The sequence below is a fragment of the Kaistella sp. CFF1-2 genome (genome assembly GCF_059509915.1).
In genome coordinates, this window is record NZ_JCAKLF010000003.1 from 314,626 (window position 1) to 338,730 (window position 24,105).

At 35.0% G+C, this 24,105-nt stretch carries 18 protein-coding genes; all 18 read left to right on the top strand.

What is annotated here, in order from left to right; genetic code table 11:
• Positions 1-2: 2 nt before the first annotated feature.
• The 18 genes from AC5XHR_RS10725 (at position 3) to AC5XHR_RS10810 (ending at position 24,098) form a co-directional block, all read left to right on the top strand.
• Positions 3-1,139, top strand: coding sequence for a glycosyltransferase (locus tag AC5XHR_RS10725; protein ID WP_495950788.1), 1,137 nt, complete (start codon positions 3-5; stop codon positions 1,137-1,139).
• Positions 1,140-1,227: 88 nt separating this feature from the next.
• Positions 1,228-2,388 carry a glycoside hydrolase family 88 protein gene (locus AC5XHR_RS10730; protein ID WP_495950789.1) on the top strand — a complete coding sequence of 387 codons (1,161 nt, stop codon included), beginning with the start codon at positions 1,228-1,230 and terminating at the stop codon, positions 2,386-2,388.
• 68 nt (positions 2,389-2,456) lie between these two features.
• Complete coding sequence (locus AC5XHR_RS10735; RefSeq protein WP_495950790.1) at positions 2,457-3,935, top strand: lipopolysaccharide biosynthesis protein; 1,479 nt, start codon at positions 2,457-2,459, stop codon at positions 3,933-3,935.
• A 1-nt stretch (position 3,936) separates the two neighbouring features.
• Positions 3,937-5,007 carry a glycosyltransferase family 4 protein gene (locus tag AC5XHR_RS10740; protein ID WP_495950791.1) on the top strand — a complete coding sequence of 357 codons (1,071 nt, stop codon included), beginning with the start codon at positions 3,937-3,939 and terminating at the stop codon, positions 5,005-5,007.
• Positions 5,008-5,012: 5 nt separating this feature from the next.
• The gene (locus AC5XHR_RS10745; protein ID WP_495950792.1) at positions 5,013-6,128 is read left to right on the top strand and encodes a glycosyltransferase family 4 protein; all 1,116 of its coding nucleotides are present in this window, start codon (positions 5,013-5,015) and stop codon (positions 6,126-6,128) included.
• Entirely contained in the window at positions 6,121-7,221 is a 1,101-nt protein-coding gene (locus tag AC5XHR_RS10750) for an EpsG family protein (RefSeq protein WP_495950793.1), read from the top strand. The genes AC5XHR_RS10745 and AC5XHR_RS10750 overlap by 8 nt, the downstream gene beginning before the upstream one ends.
• Position 7,222: 1 nt before the next feature.
• Positions 7,223-8,248, top strand: coding sequence for a glycosyltransferase family 2 protein (locus tag AC5XHR_RS10755; RefSeq protein ID WP_495950794.1), 1,026 nt, complete (start codon positions 7,223-7,225; stop codon positions 8,246-8,248).
• A complete protein-coding gene (locus tag AC5XHR_RS10760) occupies positions 8,245-9,345 on the top strand; it encodes a glycosyltransferase (RefSeq protein ID WP_495950795.1) in 1,101 nt (366 codons plus the stop codon). The genes AC5XHR_RS10755 and AC5XHR_RS10760 overlap by 4 nt, the downstream gene beginning before the upstream one ends.
• 31 nt (positions 9,346-9,376) lie before the next feature.
• Complete coding sequence (locus tag AC5XHR_RS10765) at positions 9,377-10,273, top strand: glycosyltransferase family A protein (protein WP_495950796.1); 897 nt, start codon at positions 9,377-9,379, stop codon at positions 10,271-10,273.
• A gap of 140 nt (positions 10,274-10,413) precedes the next feature.
• The gene (locus tag AC5XHR_RS10770; RefSeq protein ID WP_495950797.1) at positions 10,414-11,640 is read left to right on the top strand and encodes a glycosyltransferase family 4 protein; all 1,227 of its coding nucleotides are present in this window, start codon (positions 10,414-10,416) and stop codon (positions 11,638-11,640) included.
• 228 nt (positions 11,641-11,868) lie between these two features.
• Positions 11,869-15,507: a DUF8693 domain-containing protein gene (locus tag AC5XHR_RS10775; protein ID WP_495950798.1), complete on the top strand. Its 3,639-nt coding sequence runs from the start codon at positions 11,869-11,871 to the stop codon at positions 15,505-15,507.
• 112 nt (positions 15,508-15,619) lie between these two features.
• Positions 15,620-19,042, top strand: coding sequence for a DUF8693 domain-containing protein (locus tag AC5XHR_RS10780; protein WP_495950799.1), 3,423 nt, complete (start codon positions 15,620-15,622; stop codon positions 19,040-19,042).
• A 69-nt stretch (positions 19,043-19,111) separates the two neighbouring features.
• Entirely contained in the window at positions 19,112-19,366 is a 255-nt protein-coding gene (locus AC5XHR_RS10785) for a hypothetical protein (protein ID WP_495950800.1), read from the top strand.
• A gap of 90 nt (positions 19,367-19,456) precedes the next feature.
• Complete coding sequence (locus AC5XHR_RS10790; protein ID WP_495950801.1) at positions 19,457-20,065, top strand: sugar transferase; 609 nt, start codon at positions 19,457-19,459, stop codon at positions 20,063-20,065.
• Complete coding sequence (locus AC5XHR_RS10795; protein WP_495950802.1) at positions 20,062-20,682, top strand: acetyltransferase; 621 nt, start codon at positions 20,062-20,064, stop codon at positions 20,680-20,682. The genes AC5XHR_RS10790 and AC5XHR_RS10795 overlap by 4 nt, the downstream gene beginning before the upstream one ends.
• On the top strand, positions 20,672-21,814 hold the full coding sequence (locus AC5XHR_RS10800; protein WP_495950803.1) for a DegT/DnrJ/EryC1/StrS family aminotransferase: 1,143 nt from the start codon (positions 20,672-20,674) through the stop codon (positions 21,812-21,814). The genes AC5XHR_RS10795 and AC5XHR_RS10800 overlap by 11 nt, the downstream gene beginning before the upstream one ends.
• Before the next feature lie 32 nt (positions 21,815-21,846).
• Positions 21,847-23,244 (top strand): polysaccharide biosynthesis protein, encoded by a 1,398-nt coding sequence (locus AC5XHR_RS10805; RefSeq protein ID WP_495950804.1) that lies wholly within the window; start codon positions 21,847-21,849, stop codon positions 23,242-23,244.
• A gap of 56 nt (positions 23,245-23,300) precedes the next feature.
• Entirely contained in the window at positions 23,301-24,098 is a 798-nt protein-coding gene (locus AC5XHR_RS10810; RefSeq protein ID WP_495950805.1) for a polysaccharide biosynthesis/export family protein, read from the top strand.
• The last annotated feature ends 7 nt before the right edge of the window (positions 24,099-24,105 follow it).

The window sequence follows — 24,105 nt, forward strand, 5'->3', positions numbered from 1 at the left end:
ACATGGGAGGTGCCGAAAAAGCATTAGTTGCGCTACTGCAAGGCTTAGACTATTCACAATTTCAAGTCGACTTATTGCTTTTCAAAAAAGAAGGAATACTACTGAGTGAAGTACCAAATGAAGTTACTTTATTAGAAGCTCCCAAAAATTACCATTATTTTGATGGATCGTTTAAAAAAGTACTAAAAAGTCTTAACCCATTTCTTATCTATCAAAGGTATCGTTTTGTAAAATTAATGAAGAAGGGAAAAAATACTTCAGAAGCTGAGCAGTACGCTTGGGGCGCATTAAAAAAGGCATTACCAAGATTAAATAAGAAATACGATGTTGCCATAGGTTATTTGGAAAAAACGCCTAATTATTATGTAGTAGATAAAGTTACCGCAACTAAAAAAATAGGATATATCCATAATGATTACGTTAGTTTAGGATTAAATAAAACGATAGACGCCTCTTATTTTGATCAATTATATGCTGTTTGTACTATTTCTAAAAATTGTCATGATGTTTTACACAATGAGTTTCCATTGAAAAAAAACTTATTCCACTTGATTCCTAATTTCGTATCGAAAGAAATATTAGTTACAAAAAGTAGAGAAGAAATAAATGAAAAATATTGGAGTACTAAATCAAAAAAAATAATTTCAGTTGGAAGGCTTGAAAAGCAAAAAGGCTTTGTTTTGAGTATTGAAGTGGCTAATCTTTTAAAACAAAAAGGAATTGATTTTAAATGGTTTATATTTGGCGAAGGCAGTCTTAGGAATGATTTACAGAACTTGATTAATGACTATGGGTTACAAGATACATTTGTACTACTTGGTATGCACATTAATCCAACTAAGTTTATGAAAAATGCGGACCTTATAGTACAAACTTCTCTCTTTGAGGGCAAATCTATTGTAATTGATGAAAGCAAAATCTTGCAAAAACCTATTTTAGTTACAAACTACCCTACAGTGTCAGATCAAATTGTAGATAATTATAATGGTATTATTTCAAGCTTTGATCCAAGTGATATTGCCAGTAAGATTGAGCATATTTTACATGATGGAGAGCTACGCCAAAGGTTATCACAAAATCTAGAATTAGAAACTGCTAAGGATGAAGGCTTAATAAAATTTTTAAGACTGATTGAATGAAAATAATTAATTTTTTAAGAGCTAGATTTAGAAAATGATTTAATGAAGAAATGATCGAAAAAATTAACCAATTTGGATTTGTGAAATAATGATTTATTTGTGTCTTTTTATTCTATTATTTTGTCTATCGATTATTTTAATTGATCTGATTCCTCAGTTTTGGACGTGGCAAAGTCGTATTAAAATTGGACAATTCGAAAATCAAAAGGATTGGGAAAAAAAGGTTTTTTCACTTTCTAGAAGGTGGCTTAAAAATACGCCTACCATCAAACTGACCGACCAAACTCGATTGATTTTTATTGATGTCATCAAAGGGAATTATACAAGATCAACCATACAAGCTTGGCAGGAAGCGGCTTTGGTTTTAGGCTTAACAGAATATCATAAGAAGAATACTCATCAAGTTATACAACAAGAAATCGTTCATTTTTTTAATAAAAAGACTTTAGGTACTGGAGCTTGGAAAATAAAACCTACTGCAACAGATGAAGCGATACTTGCTTATGCTTTGTTAAATGCAGATTTTATTAACAAAGAAAAATATAAACCAGCACTTGATGAAACCTATCAGATGATTCTTTCTCTAAAAGGAAAAGATGGTACGGTTTCCTATAAAAGTCACACACGAGATTTTCGATTTGTTGATACTATCGGTTTTATATGTCCTTTTTTAACGCTTTACGGTTTGCAATTCAACCATCCTGACGCCATAAATTTGGCTATTCATCAAATAAAAGAATACGTCAAACATGGAATGATGCCAAATCGAAATATCCCATGTCATACCTACCAAGTGGAAACAAAAATTCCAACCGGTTTATTTGGTTGGGGGCGAGGTTTGGGTTGGTTTGTGATTGGTTTAGCTGACACTTGGAAGTTATTGCCTTCATATCATCCTGAAAAAGAGCATTTAAAGCAAATTATGATTAAGACTGTCCATTCGGTTGTTGAATTTCAGCAGGAGAATGGAGGATTTCATTGGTTGTTATTTGATACCCGATCCAGAATGGATTCTTCTACTACAGCCACCTTAGCTTGGTTTTTTAGAGTTGCCGAAGAAATTTCTGAAGTCTCAGAAATTTGTGTTTCTGCCAAAGAAAAATGCTTGCAGTATTTACTAAAGGTTACCCGACGAAATGGAGCTGTTGATTTTTCGCAAGGGGATACTAAAGGAATAGGCATCTATTCCCAGAATTTTGATATTTTACCTTTTACCCAGGGATTTTTGTTGAGAACTTTATACAATTAATGATAACAGGAAGAACAAATAGCACCCTTAGGAATATATCTACAGGTTTTATATCTCAAATCATCCAAATGATATTGGGTTTTGTTTCACGTACCGTATTTATCAACTATTTATCGGCCGAATACCTTGGTGTGAGCAGTTTATTTTCCAATATCTTGTCGATGATGGCTTTGGCAGAGATGGGGATTGCTTCGGCATTTATCTACGAATTGTACAAACCTTTATCCTCCAAAAATGAAGAGCAAACGGCTGTAGTATTGCGATATTTTAGGAAAACATATGCCGTTGTTGGTGTTGTTGTTTTTATAACAGGACTTCTATTGATGCCCTTTTTAAATGACATTATTGCAGAAAAACCAGCAAGCATTACAGAAGATATTCGCGTGATCTTTTTATTTTATATAGTAAGCACCGCATCTTCCTACTTTTTCTCTTATAAGATGTCTTTGCTTGATGCGGATCAGAAAATATCGGTTTCAACTATTAACAACATTAAGTTTTTAATAGGTCAAAATATCGTGCAAATAGTCATTCTCATTTTCGCGCAGAATTTTTTATTGTATGTGGGTGTACAGATTTTGTCGCAATTTTTATCTAATCTGTATATTTCGAGAAAAGTTAACCAACAGTATCCATTTCTTTCAGAACATAAACATGTTAAGATTTCACCAGAGGTAAAAAATAATGTGATAAAAAATGTAAAGGCAGCTTTTCTAACAAAAATTGGAGGAGTACTGGTGAATGCCACCGATAATGTTTTTATCAGTATGTTTGTTGGTTTGGCACTGCTAGGAAAGTATTCCAATTACGTGATGCTGTTTGGGTTAATTTCCGGCTTTTTAATGATTATTTTTGCAAATATTAAGTCGTCAGTTGCGCATTTTGTCATCAATGAATCTCTTGACCGACAACGCCAATTGTTTAAGACGCTTAATTTTTTGAATTTTGTCTGTTTCGGTGTCGCCTCTTTATTAATATACTTTTGTATTAATGATTTTATAGAAATTTGGATTGGAACGGCTTATGTTTTAACAGCAAATATACCCTTAGTTTTAGCCATTAATTTTTTTATGTTGGGAATGCAGAATGGTTTTTGGACATTCAAAGGTGCGTACGGCTACTTCCAATTTGGTAAATATATGGTATTGGGTACCGCAGCAATTAATCTGGTACTATCATATATATTAGGAAAGGAATATGGCATTGTAGGTATTATTACCGCAACTTTAATCGCAAGGTTGTTTACCAATTTTTGGTATGATCCTTTTATTGTCCTGACAAAAGGTTTGCATCAAAATCCTTGGAAGTATCTGTCCCGATTTTTATTGTATCTATTTATTTTGTGTTCAGTTGCGGGGCTGATTTATGGCGTATTTCGCGTTGTTCACTTCGCACTTTGGTTGCAATTGCTATTGAAGTTTTTCCTAACACTCACTTTCTCTTTTTTATTGATTTTTTTATTCATGAAAAATACAGAGGAGATGAAGAGCTCGTTAACTTTTGTTAATAACTTACCACTCATTAAAAGACTTTTTAAAGCAGAATAATATGAAACTCCTCTATATCACTAATGGGATTAACGGTTCTGGCGGACTCGAGCGGGTGCTTTCCATTAAAGCTTCGTATTTTGCTGATGCGTTGGGCTATGAAGTTCATCTATTGGTTTTAAATCAGACTGACCAAAATCGCTTTTATTCTTTTAGTGAAAAAGTTCAATTTCATTCGATTGATGTTGGCGGTCATCCACTTTCTTACTTTTTTAAGTATAAATTTGGGATTCAAAATACAGTACATCAAATTAATCCAAATATTATTTTGGTATGTGATGATGGATTGAAAGGCTTTTTCTTACCAAGTTTAATTAAAACAAAAGCCCAATGGATCTACGAACGCCATGCTTCGCAGGAACTGAACAAACAGAAAGGCCTAATTGGAAAACTGTCCACACAAATTATGCAAACACAGTCTAAGAAATTTGATCGTTTTGTGGTTTTAACCAATGCGAATAAAGAAGAATGGCAACGTGCAGCAGTTGAGGTGATTCCTAATCCTATCAGTTTTTATCCGAAAGAGTCCAGTACATTAGAATCCAAAAGAATTATTGTTGTAGGTTCCCATTCTTATAACAAAGGCTATGATACCCTATTAAAAATTTGGAAAAATATTGAAAACGACTATCCTGATTGGCAATTGGCTATTTTCGGAAAAATAGATCAAGACGAGACTTATGTCAAGATGGCGAAGGATTTCGATTTACAATCTGTTACTTTTCATCAGCCCATTGCGGCTATTCAAAAAGAATACCTGCAATCGTCCATGCTATTATTACCGTCACGTTCCGAAGGTTTTGGGATGGTGTTGATCGAAGCGATGGCGTGTGGTGTTCCTTGCATTAGTTTCGATTGTCCATCGGGGCCTATAGATATTATAAGTAATGGCATTGATGGGATCTTAGTGGAAAATCAAAACACAGAAGACTTTGAGAATGCCATTCTTCAATTAATAGGAAATTCCGAGCTTAAAAAGACAATGGGCGAAAAGGCGAAAGAACATGCAAAGGCCTATTTACCTCCGGAAATAATGGAACAGTGGGATCACTTATTTAAAAATTTGATATAAATTCAATGAAAATCCTCATCAATACTGACCAAATTTATTTGCATGGTGGCATCGAGAAAGTGATGGCGACCAAAGCCAACTATTGGGCGAACTTGCTTGATGTTGAGGTTTTTATTGTGACCACCGAGCAACAGAATTTGCCTCCACGATATCCATTAGATGCGTGTGTTAGATTAGTAGATTTAGGCGTTAATTATTCCCGAGTAACGTCTTATTTTTCATTCGAAAACTTAAAGAAGTCCTGGGTGCATTATAAAAAGCAAAAGCAACTATTCAAGGAGTTGCAACCAGATGTTATCATTTCGCCTAATTTTAATTTTGATCACTATTGGTTGCCTTTTATAAAACAAAAATCGAAATTGATTAAAGAACGTCACGGTTCAAGATTCTATGAAGCTATACAACGAGAAGAAGCCAATTTTTTAAAAAAGCTACAATTCAAAATTAATGATTGGATTGAAAAAAAATATAACGCTATCGTGGTTCTTAATCCTGATGAAGCACGCTATGTAAAAACTAATAATGCAGTGGTTATACCCAATCCTATCGAGGCATCAGATCTCTTGGCAGATGTTCGTGCAAAAAAGGTGATTGCTGCTGGACGCATTTCACCCGTTAAGAATTTCGGAGATTTGATTAAAGCATGGGAATTCGTGCATCAAGAATTTCCCGATTGGCAGTTGGATCTATATGGCGAAGATTATTTGCAGACACAAAAGAAATTAGAACTGCAAATAGAAGAAGCTGGTTTACAAAATGTGATTCATTTCAAAGGAAGTACAGAAAATATTTTGGAGCTAATGTCACAATATAGTATTTACGCCATGACCTCCGAAACCGAATGTTTTCCAACGGTCCTATTAGAGGCAATGTCCATTGGACTTCCTATCGTTAGTTACGATTGCCCCAACGGACCTCGTCATATCATCGAGAACGGCGAAGATGGTGTTTTGGTTCATCATCACGATGTTGAGGCTTTCGCAACCGAATTAAAAACTATGATGCGTAATCCTACCGAGCGCCACCGCATGCAGAAACTGGGCAAAGAGCATTGTCTATGCTTTACAACCCTCGTCGTCATGAAACAATGGCAAAGTTTATTAAATTTACCCCATGTTTGATTGGATCCCAGTAGAAATCTATACCAACCTTTACTATCAGCTTCTTTTGCTGGTGGTATTCTTGATTGTGGTTCATGGTTTTCTCTATGATATCCATGATGCGCAAAGCCTACAATTTTTTCAAATTTTAGGTTGGATCTTGGCGGTTGTTTTGGTTTTGTATATAGGACAGCGGCCAATCAATTATCGATTTGGAGATACTGTGAATTATAATAAAGGGTACTCCGTTTTACAATCGGGAGTGCAGGTCACCATAGAAAAGGATTTTCTTTTTAATTACCTCATGGTTTTCTGTTCCAAAATAATGTCTATTCACGGTTTTTTGCAACTTTGTGCGCTCTTGTATATCGTCCCTTGTGTTCTTTTTTCGAGGAAATATTTTGGGAACTATTGGTTTTATGCCTTTTTTATGTTCTTGGGTTCTTTTTCTTTTTTGGGGTATGGAGTGAATGGTGTTCGAAATGGCTTGGGAACCGCCATGTTTTTACTGGCTTTGGTTTTTTATGAAAAAAAATGGGTGCTGTATGGATCGTTGATCGTCTCCTATTTTATGCATGCCTCTTTAATTATACCGATTGCAGCCTTTATTGTTTCGGGTTTGTATCGGAATCCTCAAGTGTATTTGATTATTTGGTTGGTCGCCATTCCGTTATCATTGGCAGGAGGTTCGGCATGGGCATCTTTTTTTGCAAATCTTGGTTTTGCAGAAGATCGAACTCAAGGCTACCTTACCGGAGGTTCTGCAGAAATTAATGTCCAATTTTCGCAGACGGGGTTCCGTTGGGATTTTTTATTGTATAGTGCTTCTGGCATTTTTGCGGGATGGTATTTTATTTTTAAAAAGAATATTATCGATGGCTTTTATATCCATTTGTTTGGTACGTATTGTATCGCCAATGCCTTTTGGATATTGGTGATTACCGCTGCTTTCAGTAACCGGTTTGCCTATTTATCCTGGTTTTTGATGGCCGCGGTGATTGGGTATCCGATGTTTCGCTACAAATTATGGAATGATCAGTATCGTATGTTTGGGATTGTGCTCTTTATTTATTTTATGTTTACCTACGGTATGTTTTTAAAAACTGGTTTTTAGCATGGATAAAGTTAGTATTATTGTACCTTGCTTTAATGCAGAAGCAACCTTAAAAACCTGTTTGGAGAGTATTCGAAATCAATCTTTTTCCAATATTGAAGTTATTTGTATTGATGATGGTTCTACTGATGAGACAGCACGTGTTTTAGATGCCTTTTCAAAAGACGATGCTCGTTTTCTGGTGTTTCATCAACATCATTCGGGTATTTCGCAAGCTCGCAATTTAGGATTGTCGAAAGCGAATTCAGAATATCTTCTTTTTGTGGACAGCGACGATTGGTTAGAGCCCAATACACTTCAAGTAGCTGTTGAGTCCATCCAAGATTTTGATATCTTAATGTTTTCGTATTATAAAAATTATACTGCCCACGAAATGCCAAAAGATTTGATGATTGATGGTGATTTTGATGCTGCTTTTATTCAAAGACGTTTAGTTGGATTTGTAGAGGATGAGATTAAAGACTTCCCGTCTATGGATGCATTAGCGACCGTGTGGGGCAAGTTGTATCGAAAATCTATTGTACATAATGTAGAATTTACGGAATTAGATGAAATTGGAACTTGGGAAGACGGCTTGTTTAACGTTCATGTTTTAGACAATGCTAGCAAAGTGCGTATTTTGAACCAGCCACTTTATCACTATCGAAAAACGAATACTCAATCATATACTTCTTTATTTAAGGAGGAATTACCGAATCAATGGGAACGAAAGTTTGGAATTTTAAATACAATTATTGAATCTAGAGATTTGCCATTTCAAGAAGCCCTAGGAAATCGGAAGGTATTGACTGTTTTGAATTTGTGTTTTAACGAACACCATGCTCGTAAAGGATTTCGTGAGACGCAAAGGAGAATTCAGCTGATTTTAAATAAACCTTTATATGCAGAGGCACTTAAACAATTTAAATTGACTAATTTGCCTTATCATTGGCAGGTTTTTTATTTTTTTGTTAAAAAACAAAATGCATTTATGGTAACGTTGGTTTCGAAGTTTATTTATTTGGTAATCAATCGACGAATAGGATGAAAAAAATAAAGATCTTGCAAGTTTTTACCATTCTTAATCGAGGTGGCGCCGAAACCAATATGATGAATTATTTTCGGTTGATGAATCGTGATCAATTTCAGATGGATTTTTTGGTGCATCGTGAAGAAATAGGAGCGTATGAGTCGGAAATATTGGCTAGGGGAAGTCGGATTTTTCGATTGCCCGCTATTCATCCGTTGCATTTGAGGACGTATAAAAAAGCGGTGGCCCTTTTTTTTGAGGAACATTCGGATTATGATATTATTCACGGCCAGCTTTCCGAATTGGGTGTTTTTATTTATGAAGAAGCCAAAAGACGGAAGATTCCTGTTATTATTGCCCACGCCCATAGTAGTTCTTCAGCTTTTGATTTTAAATTCTTATTTAGAACCTTGTGGATAAAAAGGATAAGAAATCTAGTTAATTCTTACTTTGGATGTAATGAGGAATCTATTAGATATTTATTTGGAGAAAATATGATTCAGAATTATTTTTTAATGAAAAATGCAATTGATTTACAAAAGTTTATAATTGAACCGTATCAAGACCAAAACAAAAAGTTAAAATTAATTCATGTAGGGTCGTTAACAAAAGTGAAAAATCATACCTTTTTACTCGATGTTTTTTCGGAAGTGGTTAAGCGTAACGCAAACGCAAAGCTGTATCTCGTTGGTGAAGGTGCGTTGAAAAATCAAATCCAAGCTCAGGTTAGCCGCTTGAGGTTATCATCCCAGGTTCATTTTTTAGGGGTGCGTTCTGATGTTCCCGATCTTTTGAAAATGATGGATATATTTCTTTTTCCATCCTTATTTGAAGGACTTCCTGTAGCTCTTATTGAAGCTCAGGCCTCAGGAATACGTTGTGTCATATCGGATACCATTTCCAAAGAATCCCTACTTATTGAAGAAAATGTGAAGGTGTTGTCCCTGAAACAAAGTGCTGCGACTTGGGCGGAGGCGTTGCTTGCGTTTTCAACGTACGAGCGGCAAGATCAAACGGGACGCATTCGAGAGAAAGGATATGCTATAGAGGATAATGTTCCCAAATTGGAAGCGCAGTACCGCAACTTAGTTGCTCAATTTAAGGGTAAATCGTAACGAAAAGCCTATTTTTGTTGGAAAGCTATCCATGAAGACCCTTACTATTTTTACGCCCAGCTACAATAGGGCGCATCTTTTACCCCGTTTGTATGAAAGTTTGCTAGACCAGACTTCGCAGGATTTCCTTTGGTTGGTGGTGGACGATGGTTCGCAGGATGAGACCCAAGACTTGATACAGAGATTTATCGCTGAACAGAAAATAGAGATACGTTATGTTTATCAAGAGAATCAAGGGATGCATGGTGCTCATAATTTGGCCTATGAAAGCATTACCACCGAACTCAATACGTGTATTGATTCGGATGATTTTATGCCCCCAAGTGCTGTGGAATTGATTTTGAATTTTTGGAAGTCGCTTCCTGATACGAAGGCTTTGGTAGGTATGGCTGGATTGGATCAGGATATGAATGGGAATCTAATAGGAACACCCTTTACCCGTTCGGAAATCACTATTGAATCGTTTTATCGACAAGGAGGTAAAGGAGACAAGAAGTTGGTTTATAAAACCGATGTGATGAAAGCTTTACCGCCTTACCCTCTGTTTGAAGGGGAAAAATATGTGGGTTTAAATTATAAATATCTTTTAGCAGACAAATTGGGGCATTTAGCAACATTAAACAATTTCTTGGTAACGGTAGATTATCAAACAGGAGGCTCTTCTCTTAATATGTTTCATCAGTATTACAAAAACCCGAAAGGATTTGCTTTTTTAAGAAAAGAAAGTATAAAAGTGACAAAATCAAAAAAAAGGAAATTTTTGGACTCAATTCATTATGTTTCGAGTAGTTTATTGGCTAGAAATTTTAGTTTTATTAGCGAATCTCCAAATAAGCTAATGACTATAATTGTAATTCCTGCTGGTTTTTTATTGTTTACGTTTATTGTTTTTAAAAATCGAAAGCAATTAAACTCTACTGAACTGTAATTTTGAATTATTGTGTTAGGTTAATTTATCCTTATGGTAGGGAAATAAAAAAAATCTCGAATTTTTAGTGGAAAGTTAATTATTTTTTTGAAATTTGTAAAAACTAACTAATTATACCATGAATTTCAAATTAAACTACCATGAAAACTTTCAAAATAGTTAAGGTCGCTACGATTCCGTGCTCTTTGGACGGACTGTTAAAAGGTCAATTGTCTTATTTCAATCAATTTTATGATGTTATTGGGGTGTCTTCCTCAGGAAAGGAACTTGAAAATGTTGCTCTAAGGGAAGGTGTTCGTACCGTAGAGGTGAACATGAAACGGAGAATTAGTCCTTTTCACGATATTGTTTCACTTATAAAGCTTTATTTTGTTTTTAAGAATGAGCGGCCTCATATGGTTCATTCCATTACTCCTAAAGCAGGACTTCTTTCTATGATTGCGGCAAAAGCATCGGGAGTACCCATTCGAGTTCATACATTTACTGGACTTGTTTTCCCCTATAAAGGAAATCCATTAAAGTATGTTTTGATATATATGGACCGCTTATTATGCTATTGTGCAACACATGTTATCCCTGAAGGAGAGGGGGTGAGAAAAGATTTGGAATTGTACAACATAACTAGAAAGCCATTAAAAGTTATTGCAAATGGTAATGTAAATGGGGTTAACTTAAGTTATTTTGACCGTAATGTTATTCCATTACAATTGATTTCTGACCTTAAAGATAGTTTACAAATCTCTTTCAAGGATTTTGTTTTTGTTTTTGTTGGGCGTATTGTTAAAGATAAAGGTATTGAAGAATTAGTTAATGCTTTTAAGAATTTAAATAGAAAAGATATTAAATTACTACTGGTTGGACCTTATGAGGACGAGATAGATCCTATTTCTCCAAAAACTAAAAAAATAATTTTAGAATCTGCTAATATAATTCATGTTGGTTTTCAAGAAGATGTCCGTCCTTATTACACTATAGCAAATTTACTTGTTTTTCCAAGTTATAGAGAAGGTTTTCCTAATGTAGTTCTTGAAGGTGGTGCTATGGGACTTCCTACGATTGCTACTGATATATGTGGATGTAATGAGATTATTAAATCTAATGAAAACGGAATATTAATACCTAAAAAAAATGAAGCAGCATTGAGAGAAGCAATGCAACTTTTTTATGATAACCCAAATATGGTTTCCTTTTTGGCATCAAATGCACGAATTTGCATTGAGAAAAAATTTACGAACGCTGAAGTTTGGACAGATCTTCACCGATTATATGAGATTTTGAAAAATAATCTAGGAGAACAGGATAAAATTTCTAAAAAAGCCTATGTAAAGTTTTCTCATAACGTTGTGTTAAAAAATGGTTTGAATTAATTGTAGCTACATTTTTTTTATAAAAAAATAATCGTAATTACTTAATTTTTAGTATCTTTGATTAAACTAAAACCATGAAAATACAAAAACATCCTTTCTTGAAAAGGTATGCCTATTTGTCTCCCAAGTTCTCATATTGGGATAGCCTTCATTATAGTTTATTCGCATTTTAGTTTACAATTTATTGCTGTATCCTAAAAAATCTTAACTACCAAAAACACCATACCAATGAAAAAAAATATATCTACTTCAGTACGCAACCTCCTGTCTTTTTGTTTCGTTTTACTTTTTACTATTGCTTATGCGCAAACTACGGTTACCGAAATTTTTCAATATACAGGTTTGGTGCAAAATTTTACTGTTCCGCAAGGGGTAACTTCCATTAAGATAGAAGCGTGGGGTGGAGGTGGTGCCGGTGGTGGCGCGGTAAATGATGGGGAGTTCTTAACTGGTGTAAAATTGGGTTCAGGTGGGGGTGGTAGTGCTTTCGCGGGAAATAATAGTCTAGCCGTTACGGCTGGAGCGATTTACAATGTTTTCGTTGGGAAAGGTGGCGTTGGAACTGCAAACGGTAATATGGGTGAAAATGGAGGAGATTCTTATTTTCGCTTAAGTACAAATAGTGCAAATATTGTGATGGCTAAAGGAGGGTACGGAGGTTCTGGATCAGCTTCAGGTGGTCCGAATCAGAGTCAGGGAGGACAGGCTAATGCCAGCGATGGAGCAATTAAGAATTCCGGTGGAAATGGTACTTCTAGAAGTGGTGTTACTTCAGGTAGCGGAGGAGCTGCTCCAAATGGAGGAGGTACAGGAGGTGCAGGTATTGGAGATTGGTTTGAGGTTGCTAGTGGAAATATAGGTGGTTTTCCAGGCGGCGGTGGCGGTGGTGCAAAGGTTGGATGGCTTAATAATAGCAAGCAAGCAGGAGGAAACGGGGGAAATGGGCAAGTAAAAATAACGTATACAATTACACTTCCAGCAATCTCAATAACTCCAGCTTCGGCAACTATATGTTCTGGGGCTAAAGTTAATTTAAAGGCTAGCCCTGCGACATCAAGTGGGATTTATACTTATGAATGGACTATACCGGAAACATCCACATTCGTTGGTGTCGGCGAATCGATAGAGGTTAGTCCTACAACGACAACAACATATAGGGTTACAGGCAAATTTTCTAGAGGGGGGCAAAATATTACAAAAACGAAAGATGTTACGATTACAGTAAATCCAAATGTAAATGCGGGTTCAATTACTGCTAGTTCAAGTTCACTATGTATTGGTGGGACATCCAATTTAAATACTACAGGAACAGCTGGTGGAGCATGGTCGTCTTCATCTAATTCTATAGCAACCGTTAATTCTTCAGGTGTTGTAACCGGTGTTAATCCTGGAACGGCAACTATCACGTATACCGTTACAGGTTGTGGAGGAACAAAGACAGCAACAACATCAATTACAGTAAATCCAAATGTAAATGCGGGTTCAATTACTGCTAGTTCAAGTTCACTATGTATTGGTGGGACATCCAATTTAAGTACTACAGGAACAGCTGGTGGAGCATGGTCGTCTTCATCTAATTCTATAGCAACCGTTAATTCTTCAGGTGTTGTAACCGGTGTTAATCCTGGAACGGCAACTATCACGTATACCGTTTCAGGTTGTGGAGGAACAAAGACAGCAACAACATCAATTACAGTAAATCCAAATGTTAACGCAGGAACAATTTCTGCTAATTTAAGTTCAATATGTGTTGGCGGAACATCCAATTTAACCACTACAGGAACTACAGGTGGCACTTGGTCATCATCAACTCCGTCTATAGCAACCGTTAGTTCTTCAGGTGTAGTAACTGGTGTAAGCCCTGGAACGGCGACCATCACGTATACCGTTACAGGTTGTGGTTCGCAGCCTAAGACATCATCAATAATTATGACGGTTAATCCTTTACTTCCTGTAAGCGTTGCAATTTCTGCGAATCCAGGGGTAGCGATTTGTGCTCCAGGAACCAATATTACATTTACCGCTATCCCGACTAACGGAGGTGCTTCGCCAAGCTACCAATGGAAGGTAAATGGAGGTAATGTAGGAACAAATTCGGCCACATTTTCAAGTTCTACTTTAGCGAATAATGATACTGTTACGGTAACAATAACTTCTGATGCGTCACTTTGTACCAGTGGGTCACCAGCAACTTCTAACACTTTAATTATAGGTGTTGCTTCTACTTCAACTTATTCTGCATCTGGCTGGGATAATGGAATACCATCCGCAACAAATCAAAGAATTGCAAAAATTTCGGCTGATTATAGTACCAGTGCTGCAGGCAATGATTCTTTTACTGCTTGTTCATGTGAGGTAGATGCGGGCAAAACACTAAAGATTACTGCTGATAAGTTTGTAGAATTACAAGGTGGCTTAACCAATAACGGAAGTGTAATCGTGGAGCCTGATGGAAACTTGAAGCAGTTAAGTAGTCAAAAAGGAATTAATACAGGAAGCGGTACTACTATCGTGCAACAAAAATTAGATTTGAGTGCATTAGGAGATCAATATAACTATTTGGCAACACCTGTAGAATTTGCACCTGGACAGTCCTTTAAAACCATTTACCCTGGAGTTACAGGAACAAGTCAGCCTCAAGTTTTGTATTATGTAGAAAGAACCCGTTATTTTTATCAATCAAGTGGGGCTAATATATTAGGAAGAAGTTCTGCAGTAAAAGAAGTTACAAAAGCATTGGTTCCATCAGGTGTAGTAGAATTTAAAGGAGTCCCTTTTGTAGGGGATATTGTTAATTATCCATTAGATTATTCTCCAACAGGATTAGGCTTCAATCTTGTTGGTAATCCGTATCCTACTAATATTGATTTGGATGTATTGTATACGCTTAATAAAGATAATATTAAGGCAGAATTCCGTTTTTGGGATAACAAGGCAAATAATATATATGAACAACAGGGCGCTAATTATAGTGGCAGTGCTTACGCAATCTATAATGCTAAGTCCATTACAGGGGTTTTGCGAACATCAACTGCAAGTGCTTTGGCAGCGCCTAGAACACCAAATAAAATTCTTAAAGTTGGTCAAGGATTTATGGTTCAAGCTCTAGGTTCTGGAAAATCCCTGTTATGGAGTAACCCAGCCACTTTAAAGACCACAGATAATACAGGATCCTTGTTTTTTGGGAAAACAGCATTACTAAATCGTTATTGGCTACGCTTTAAAACACCAAATGATTTAGTACTTTCTTCTGCAATTGTGTACATAAGTTCGCTATCCAATGCAAAGGGCATGGAGGATTCTGATGTTGATAGTAACGAGTCTAACTCTTTTTACACATTTACAACGGACGGATCTGGAGTTGTTATTAATGGACGAAGTTCGTTCACAACAGCAGACCAAGTTCCAATTGGTGTTACGCATTATCAAGATGGTAAATATGAAATTTCTTTAGGGGATCAAGAAGGTGTATTCGCGAATGCACAAGCTATTTATTTAAAGGACAACGATCTGAAAACGATTACAGACTTAAGCAAAGGGAACTATTCGTATTTTGGTGAAAAAGGTTCATTTACCAATCGATTTGAGATTGTATACACTCAATCCAATTTTGATGGGGTTTTAAATAATAAGGAAAATTCTATTGGCGGAGTTAAAGTCTATTTAGAAAGAGATGATTTTGTCGTAGATGCTAAGGATAAAGACATAAACCAAGTATCGATTTATGATATGCAAGGTCGTTTACTTAAAACAATTATGGATGAAAAACGTGTTATTCGAATTTCAAAATCAAGTTTAGGAAAAGGTATATTTCTACTTAGAATTGTTCAAGGAAGTACGATTACTACCAAGAAAATTAAAAATTAAAATCCGCAGGATTTATTTATAATATGGAATACTGCGGATTAATTCTGCAGTATTTTTTGACTTTTTGTTTGAATTTTTCTTTTTTTTTAATTAACTACACAAATGATTGAAAATGAAACGGTTATACAACAAGAAGCTTTTTCGGTTGTTGTTTTTTATACTTTTTAATATCCATCCTTTTTATGGATGGGCTAAAATTAGTTTTAAAGCAGATTTTCATGAATTAGTTGGGAAAGCTTCGATAATCGATAAGGAAGTTCGTTCGAATAAGAATGGGACTTCGGCATGTACGATGATACCCGTTTTACAGATTAATGCAGCATCGTTAACTCTGTTTACTTATGCTGAAGGGCAAGGTCCTTCACCCTATCAGACAATTCAGGTTTCCGGACAAAACATGGAAGGGGAACTATTAATTACCTGTGATTCTAATTGGGAGGTTTCTACAAATCAAGGATTTACGAATCCGCAACAAACATTGGTTTTGACACCAAATGCTTCCAATGTGGTTGTATTGACCAATATTTATATCCGCTTAAAAAGTAATATCAGTCAGGGAAGCTATTCAGGGATTATTAATTTTCAGACCGTAAATTCCCCTATTCAGTCGTTTTCTTTAAGTGGTGAAGTTTCCGCTCCGGTAGGTTTCATTGATGTAAAAGCACAAATTGCATCAAATCCTTCAATTTCGGGTAATGGTTCTGGTACCAATGTGTCAAACCCGCTTCAAAATACCCAATTTGCGACACTATCAATTGGTGATCTTCAAACTAAATCTTTTCTACTTGAAAATAGTGGTGGAGTAGGATTTCAAATTTCGTCCGTCAATATCGAGGGTGCCAATCCAAGTGATTTTAGTATTTCCCTCTTGCCTCAATTTATTAATGCAAAAACCACAATATCCTTTACAATTACATTTTCTCCAAATAGTATGGGCGAAAAAAATGCGATCATTCATATCCGCAACACCAGTACCAATGTATCGGAATATCGTTTTAATGTAAGAGGAAACGGAAGAAATGGAGAAGTTGAAGTAAGAGGAAATTCGATGATTATCATAAATGGGAGTAGTGATATCAAAGACGAAAACAATACACGAATTGGGTTTTCAAATATTAATACATCGTATCCTACCATAACATCGAAGAATTTCACCATTTATAATAGAGGAAACGATATTTTGGACGTGACAAGTATAACAACGGAAGGTCAAGATGCAGGAAGTTTTGTAATTGCACCTTCGGTATTCACCATACCTATTGGTGGTTCTCGAGAAATTACAATTTCGTTTCAACCGGATACCATAGGAATAAAAAATGCAATAGTAGTTATTCAAAACTCGGATAGATTACCAAATAAAAATCCGTATCGCTTTTTAATTCAGGGAATTGCAGGTGATTTTATTTCGTGTTCACCAAATGAAAAACGCATTTATGAAACAGGTTTTGAATCACCAGAATTTACGAGTAACTTAAATGGTTTAGGAGCAATTTACAATAATTCTACACCTTATGTTTCAGGTCCTTCAGGAAATACATGGAGTACCTATTTCGGGACACCATCCCAAACTGGTTCTATAACGGAGCAGCAATCATTACAAATGCGTCTGTATGCAACACAACCATCAGTTAAAGCGTATTCGTCCATGGATTTTGATGTTTCAAGTGCGATCCGTTTAGAGTTTAAAGCAATCTCGACAGGAAATTTAATGGTTCGTGTATTGCAATCGGTCGATCAGGGTGTTTCGTATAATAATCCTCAGGAATTTAATCTATCTCCTACAATTTCCGCTGTACCGTATCAATATCAGGTTTCTTCATTGACTACTAATCAACCCATTCGGTTCAAATTTGAGTTAGTAGGAAATGCCCCCGCTAGTGGTAGTTCACGATTGATTATCGATGATGTTGTTATTTTTGCTTTTGAAAATAACATTAAGGAATGGAATGGTACATCTTGGTCTGGTGATGGTCAGACACCAAAACCGAATCAAAAAGCAATAATTTTGAACGACTATTCAACTAAAAATTTTGGAAATTTTCAAGCCTGTTCGTGTGAAATTAAAGCTGGAGCAAATTTAATTGTTGGAGATAATGAACATGTTGTTATTCATAACGCGTTGATTAATAATGGAAATGTGCTTATAGAAAATAATGCGAACTTAGTACAAACTTACGATGTAAATAGTAATATAGGTGAGATTCGTGTTATAAGAAATGCGATGCTAAAAAAGGGAGATTACAACTATTGGGCATCTCCAGTTTTGGGACAGAATTTAAAGTCTTTTTCTCCTGATACATCAGATAAACAATTTCTAACTTATAACGAATGGAATGACTTTTTTACCAGTGTAAATCCTCTTCTTTCTTCATTTCAAGTTCCTGGTAAAGGTTATGCTATTGGCGCACCAAGTACTTTTTCGTCTTTGCAAAGCACTTTTCAAGGAACGTTTACTGGTGTGCCTAATAATGGCTTTTACGAATTGCCTCTTTTTTATACAGATTCAAATCATGGTTACAATCTTATTGGCAATCCTTATCCATCAAATATCAATATCGAAAAACTATTTTCAGAAAATAAAGAGTTAATAAATGCTCTCGCTTATTTTTGGACTAATATTAATCCGAATGGTCCGATGCAAGGAAGTGGTTATCCGAAAGATGGACTTCTCAATAATTATAGCGTTTTTAATGGAACAGGTGGGGTGGTAATGTCAGGAACGGTTAATACCTATTTTTCAATGGTTCCGAATGTCAAAATTGGTCAAGGTTTTATTGTAAAAGCTAAAAAACCTGGAAATCTGATTTGGAATAATTCGATGCGAAATTCCGAATCTAATTCAATGTTTATTAATAAAGTAAATCAAATTCAAAAAGATCGGTTTTGGCTACAACTAAAAACGCCTTTGGATGTGGTTTCGACTATTTTAATTGGATACGTATATGGTTCTTCAAAACAATTTGAGCTTGATTTTGACGCGCCTTTGGTTGTAAAAGCATCGGATGCTTTATATACTATTTTGAACACCAAAGCTCTTGCGATTGAAGGTAGGGGTTCTTTTGATAGTAGTGATGAAATCCCGTTAGGAATGAGCTTTTATGAGGATGGTTTGTACGAAATTAATATTAAAGATGTGGACGGGATTTTTGTTGATAAAGAAATTATTCTCCTAAAAGATAGAGTGACAAGTACAATTACAAAATTGTCAAATCAAAAACCCTATCGTTTTTTTGCAAAAAAAGGTGTGGAAGAGAATCGGTGGAGTATTGTTTTTAGAGATTCTTCTTTGTTAACAGATGATATTTCAATTAAATCAACTGTTGATGTGTATAAGGATGGAACTTTTTTGGTATTAAAATCTAAATTAAAGCCCATCCAAGAAGTACTCATTTTTAATGTTGTAGGACAATTATTATATCAAGGGAAACCAAATAAAAAAAGTATAGAATTAGATCAGCTGAATACTTCAAATGATCTTAAAATAATTGTTTTCAAGATTGATAATGAAAAGATTACAAGGAAAATATTTTGGTGATCTTTTTATGAGGAGTATTGTCTCTATAAAAAAATGTACATTTGTATAATTCAAGACCTAAAAATAGTCATGAAAAAACTAATAACAATAACTTTAACTACGCTATTTCTTTGTAGTTTTGCACAATATTCTGATAATGATAATACATTTAGGAATGATGAGGTAAAGGAGCAAAAGGATATCAAACAAGAGGATCCAACCATTAATAGTCCTGGAAATCCAGGAGAGCCTACACCTATAGATAACTTTCTACCATTCCTTTTGATATTTACAGGAGTAGGAATTTATTTTAGCTCAAGAAAATATTTAAAAAATAGAGGATAAAACAATTTATTTTTTAAATTTAATAAAACTAAAAACTAAACTACAAGATGAAGAGTAATTTGAAATTGCTTTTGATCTTGAAAACTAACCATGTACAAAACTTATTTTAAACCAGCAGCCGATTGGGTGGTAGCACTGTCTCTATTCATTTTGCTATTTTTTCCGATGCTTATCATAGCTATTTTGCTCGGAATTTCCAATCGAGGAACTCCACTTTTTTTACAAAAAAGGCCGGGGAAAAATGGTAAAATCTTTACCATTATTAAATTCAAAACCATGTCTGATCAACGTGATGAAATGGGGAGTTTACTTCCCGATCATGAACGATTAACTCGTTTCGGGCGATGGATACGTATTACGTCGGTAGATGAATTACCACAACTGGTTAATGTTTTGCTCGGCGATATGAGTCTTATTGGGCCAAGACCTTTGTTGGTGGAGTATCTTCCGTTATATAATGATTTTCAAAATAGACGACATCTTGTAAAACCTGGAATAACAGGTTGGGCACAAGTGAATGGACGAAATGCCTTAAGTTGGGATGAAAAATTTCATTTTGATGTAGAGTATGTGGAGAATCTGTCATGGGACTTGGATTGTCGGATTGTCGGAATTACCATTGATAAAGTGTTAAGAAGACATGGCGTTAATGCTGAACCAAAGCTTAGTATGGAAGCTTTTAAAGGAGAAGTGTTATGATACTTTACGGAGCCAGAGGTCAAGCTAAAGTGATTTATGATTTGATCTTATCGAACAATCGACTTTTAGATTATTTGGTGGATGATAATCCGCCAACTTCTTTTCCGCATCAATTACCCATTTATATTCCAACAGATAATTTACTTACGAATAAAGAACTCATTATTGCTATTGGTGATAATTCGATTAGAGAACGGATTGCCAAAAGAATAGCTCCACTTTGTACATTTGCTAATATGGTGCACAATACAGCTTATATTTCGCGATTTACGGTTATGGGAGAAGGAACGGTGGTCATGCCTAAGGTGTGTATTAATGCCGAAGTGCATATTGGTGATCATTGTATCATCAATTCTTCAAGTGTAATTGAGCACGAATGTGTTATTGGAGATTTTGTTCATGTTTCACCCAATGCTTCGCTAGCGGGGAATATTACTGTTAAAAAAGGAGCGCATATTGGATTGGGAGCCCAAGTCGTTCAAGGTATTACGATTGGTGAAAATGCGATTATTGGCGCTGGAGCGGTGATTTTAAAGGATGTCCCAGCGAATACGATTGTTGTTGGTAATCCGGGTAAAATCATTAAATTTAGAGATGAATTAAAGGATGGAAACTAAGATTTGGCTTTCTTCACCGCATATGGGAGGTGGTGAGATGAAATATATACAGCAGGCTTTTGATGAGAATTGGATTGCGCCTCTAGGGCCTAATGTCAATGGATTTGAGACTGATTTGGAAGGTTTTCTAGAAAGTAATGTGCATGTTGCTGCATTGAGTTCAGGAACTGCAGCATTGCACTTGGCACTTGTTTTACTTGATATTAAGGCTGGAGATGAGGTTATTTGTCAAAGTCTCACTTTTGCTGCTTCGGCAAATTGCATACGCTATTGCGGCGCGGTTCCTGTTTTTATTGATAGCGAACGAGATACATGGAATATGTGTCCTATTCTTTTAGAAGAAGCAATAGTAGATCGTATTAAAAAGGGGAAAAAGCCTAAAGCAATTATGGTGGTTTGTTTGTATGGTATGCCTTATCAAGTAGAAGCTATTCACTCAGTCGCTGAGAAATATGAAATTCCCATAATAGAAGATAGTGCCGAAGCTCTAGGAAGCTCCTACAAAGGTCGTATGATGGGAACTTTTGGAGATTATTCTGTTTTAAGTTTTAATGGTAATAAAATTATTACTACTTCAGGCGGTGGTGCTTTGGTAACTAAAACCAAAGAAAATAAGCAACGTGCTATTTTTTTTGCCACCCAAGCCAAAGAGAATACTGTTCATTACGAGCATATGGAAGTCGGGTATAATTATAGAATGAGTAATGTGTCAGCAGGAATCGGACGTGGGCAAATGGAAGTACTTTCTGAGCGTGTACATCAAAGACGATCTTTAAATCAATTTTATGCTGATTTGCTTGACTCTAAAAACGGAGTACAGGTTTTTAAGGAGCCATCAGATTTGTTTTTTTCGAATCATTGGCTCACTGCTCTTGTTTTAGATTCTAAATTTGGATATACACCTGAAAATCTACGTCTTGAATTGGAAAGGAATAACGTCGAAGCACGACCTTTATGGAAGCCGATGCATTTGCAACCTGTTTTTGCCGCTTTTCCAAAGTATGAAAATGGAGTTTCTGAAAACCTCTTTAACTTTGGACTTTGCTTACCCTCGGGCTCAAATCTTACATCAAATCACTTAGAATGGATTTCTGAAGTAATTTTAGATTTTTTAGAAAATAAAAGTCTTTAAAGCAATAGTGGAACATACGATTTAAAATTATTATGAAAAATAAATCAAAAATAAATACGATTTTTTGGACTTCTAAAAGCAAGTTTTTGGAAATAAAAAAAAAGCAAGAAAATTTTATTGAAAATAAATTCATTGTTGGATATATTGATTGTTTAAATGATAATAAAGTACATTTTATTTCTGAAAATAAAGAAATAGACATTGCCAATTTATTTTTGAATGAAAGTAATTTGCTTGATACTATCGAAGAGCTATATCTTGATGAAAGGTTAGATTGTAGTGATGTCTTAATCAAAAATTATATCAATGTATTTCTTTCTAAAGGTGTTTTAATTTATAGACTAGTTGATAATAATGCTATTGTAAAATTATCAATTGAAGATTTTATAAAGCATAGTGAGCATAAATTTGAATTGGGGGAATTAGTGGATAAGTTTAATGATGAATGCATATTAGTTACGGGTGGCGCAGGGTCCATTGGTGGTGAGTTGGTTAAACAGCTACTTTTACTCAGCCCAAGTAAGATCGTTATTTTGGATCAATCAGAATGCGCTTTAAATGAAATTCGATTAGAAATTAATAAGCAAATTTTTAGTATAGAAGTTGAATATGTTTTAATCAATATTACCAATTTAGAGAGGTTAGAATGTTTGTTTAAAAAAAATCAATTTTCCTTAGTTTTTCATGCAGCAGCTTACAAGCATGTCCCTATGATAGAATTGTGTCCACATGAAGGTGTATTAACAAATATTCTTGGAACTCAGTACTTAGCAATTTTATCAAAAAAATTTAACGTTAGAAAATTCATTTTTATTTCTACGGATAAAGCTGTTAATCCAACAAGTGTGATGGGGGTGACAAAACGAATTGCAGAATTGTATTTGAAAAGTATATTTAGTGAATATCCTAATTTTATTATAGTGCGCTTCGGAAATGTAATCGGATCTAGTGGTTCGGTTGTGCCAATGTTTAAGAAACAAATAGAAAATGGTGAGCCGGTTACGATCACTCACCCAGGTGTAAAAAGATTTTTTATGACCACCAATGAAGCGTGCGAGTTAGTTTTACATGCTTTATTGATGGGGAAATCTAACGAAACGATGTATTTTGAAATGGGTAAACCTATTTTAATTCAAGATATTGCTGAGCAAATGGGTAAATTGTATTCAGGTTTTTCCAATAAGGATATAGTTTTTGAATATATTGGATTAAGGCCAGGGGAAAAATTAGAAGAAGAATTGTTTTATAAAGGTGCAAAAATATATAGAACTAATCACGAAAAGATATTCATTTGTAAAGAACGTGGTATCAATTTTGATAAATTGACTGACAAAATAAATTATATACTAAATAATTTAAATAGTTTTGATACGATTGAATTGAAACATGAGTTAAAGAAAATAGTTCAAGAGTATACTATTAGCTTATAAGAGGTGTTTTAAATAAAAGTTAATTATTGTATATTTGCCAAATGACATTATAAAGTATGAATTTACAAAAACTACTATATTTTTATTCTATATTATTAATTCTAAACTCTTGTGCTACAAAAAAAGAATTGGGGTATTTTAAAGATAGCGAGCAAGAAATTACAAATGAAATTAATAGAATTGGAGAATTAAAATTACAACCAGGTGATCAGCTAGTGATTAACTTTATGGCTCCGGATAATGAGGTTGTAAAGCCATTTAATCAAAATTACACTTCTGGTAAAGTACTACAAAATGTTACTACTTCGGGTAATGCGATGTCATCCACATCTACGGTTTCTGGATCAACCTACTTAATCGATTCTGATGGAATGATTGAGATTAATGTGATTGGACCAGTAAATGCAAAAGGATTAACGGTTGATGAATTAAAAGAGCAGTTGAGATTGAAGGTTCTTCGGTACGTGAAAGAGCCTACCGTAAGTGTACGACTTACTAATTTTAGAATTTCAGTAATGGGTGAAGTTGCTAGACCAGGAGAGTTTACTATTCCTGATGGTAATGGAACTGTTTTAAGTGCTTTGAGTATGGCAGGGGACTTGACAATTTATGGGAATCGTGAAAATGTACAACTAATACGTTCAATAGATGGTAAAATTATTAGGACTACTATTGATTTAACAAAATCAGAATTGCTAAATTCACCAAATTATGCATTAAAGCAGAATGATATTCTGTATGTGTCTCCAAATAAAACAAGAGAAAAAACATCAAGATTAGACCCCAATGCAGGGATTTATATTTCTGTAGCAAGTATCGTTGTTACAATATTAGCGTTAGTATTCAAAAAGTAATTCGTTT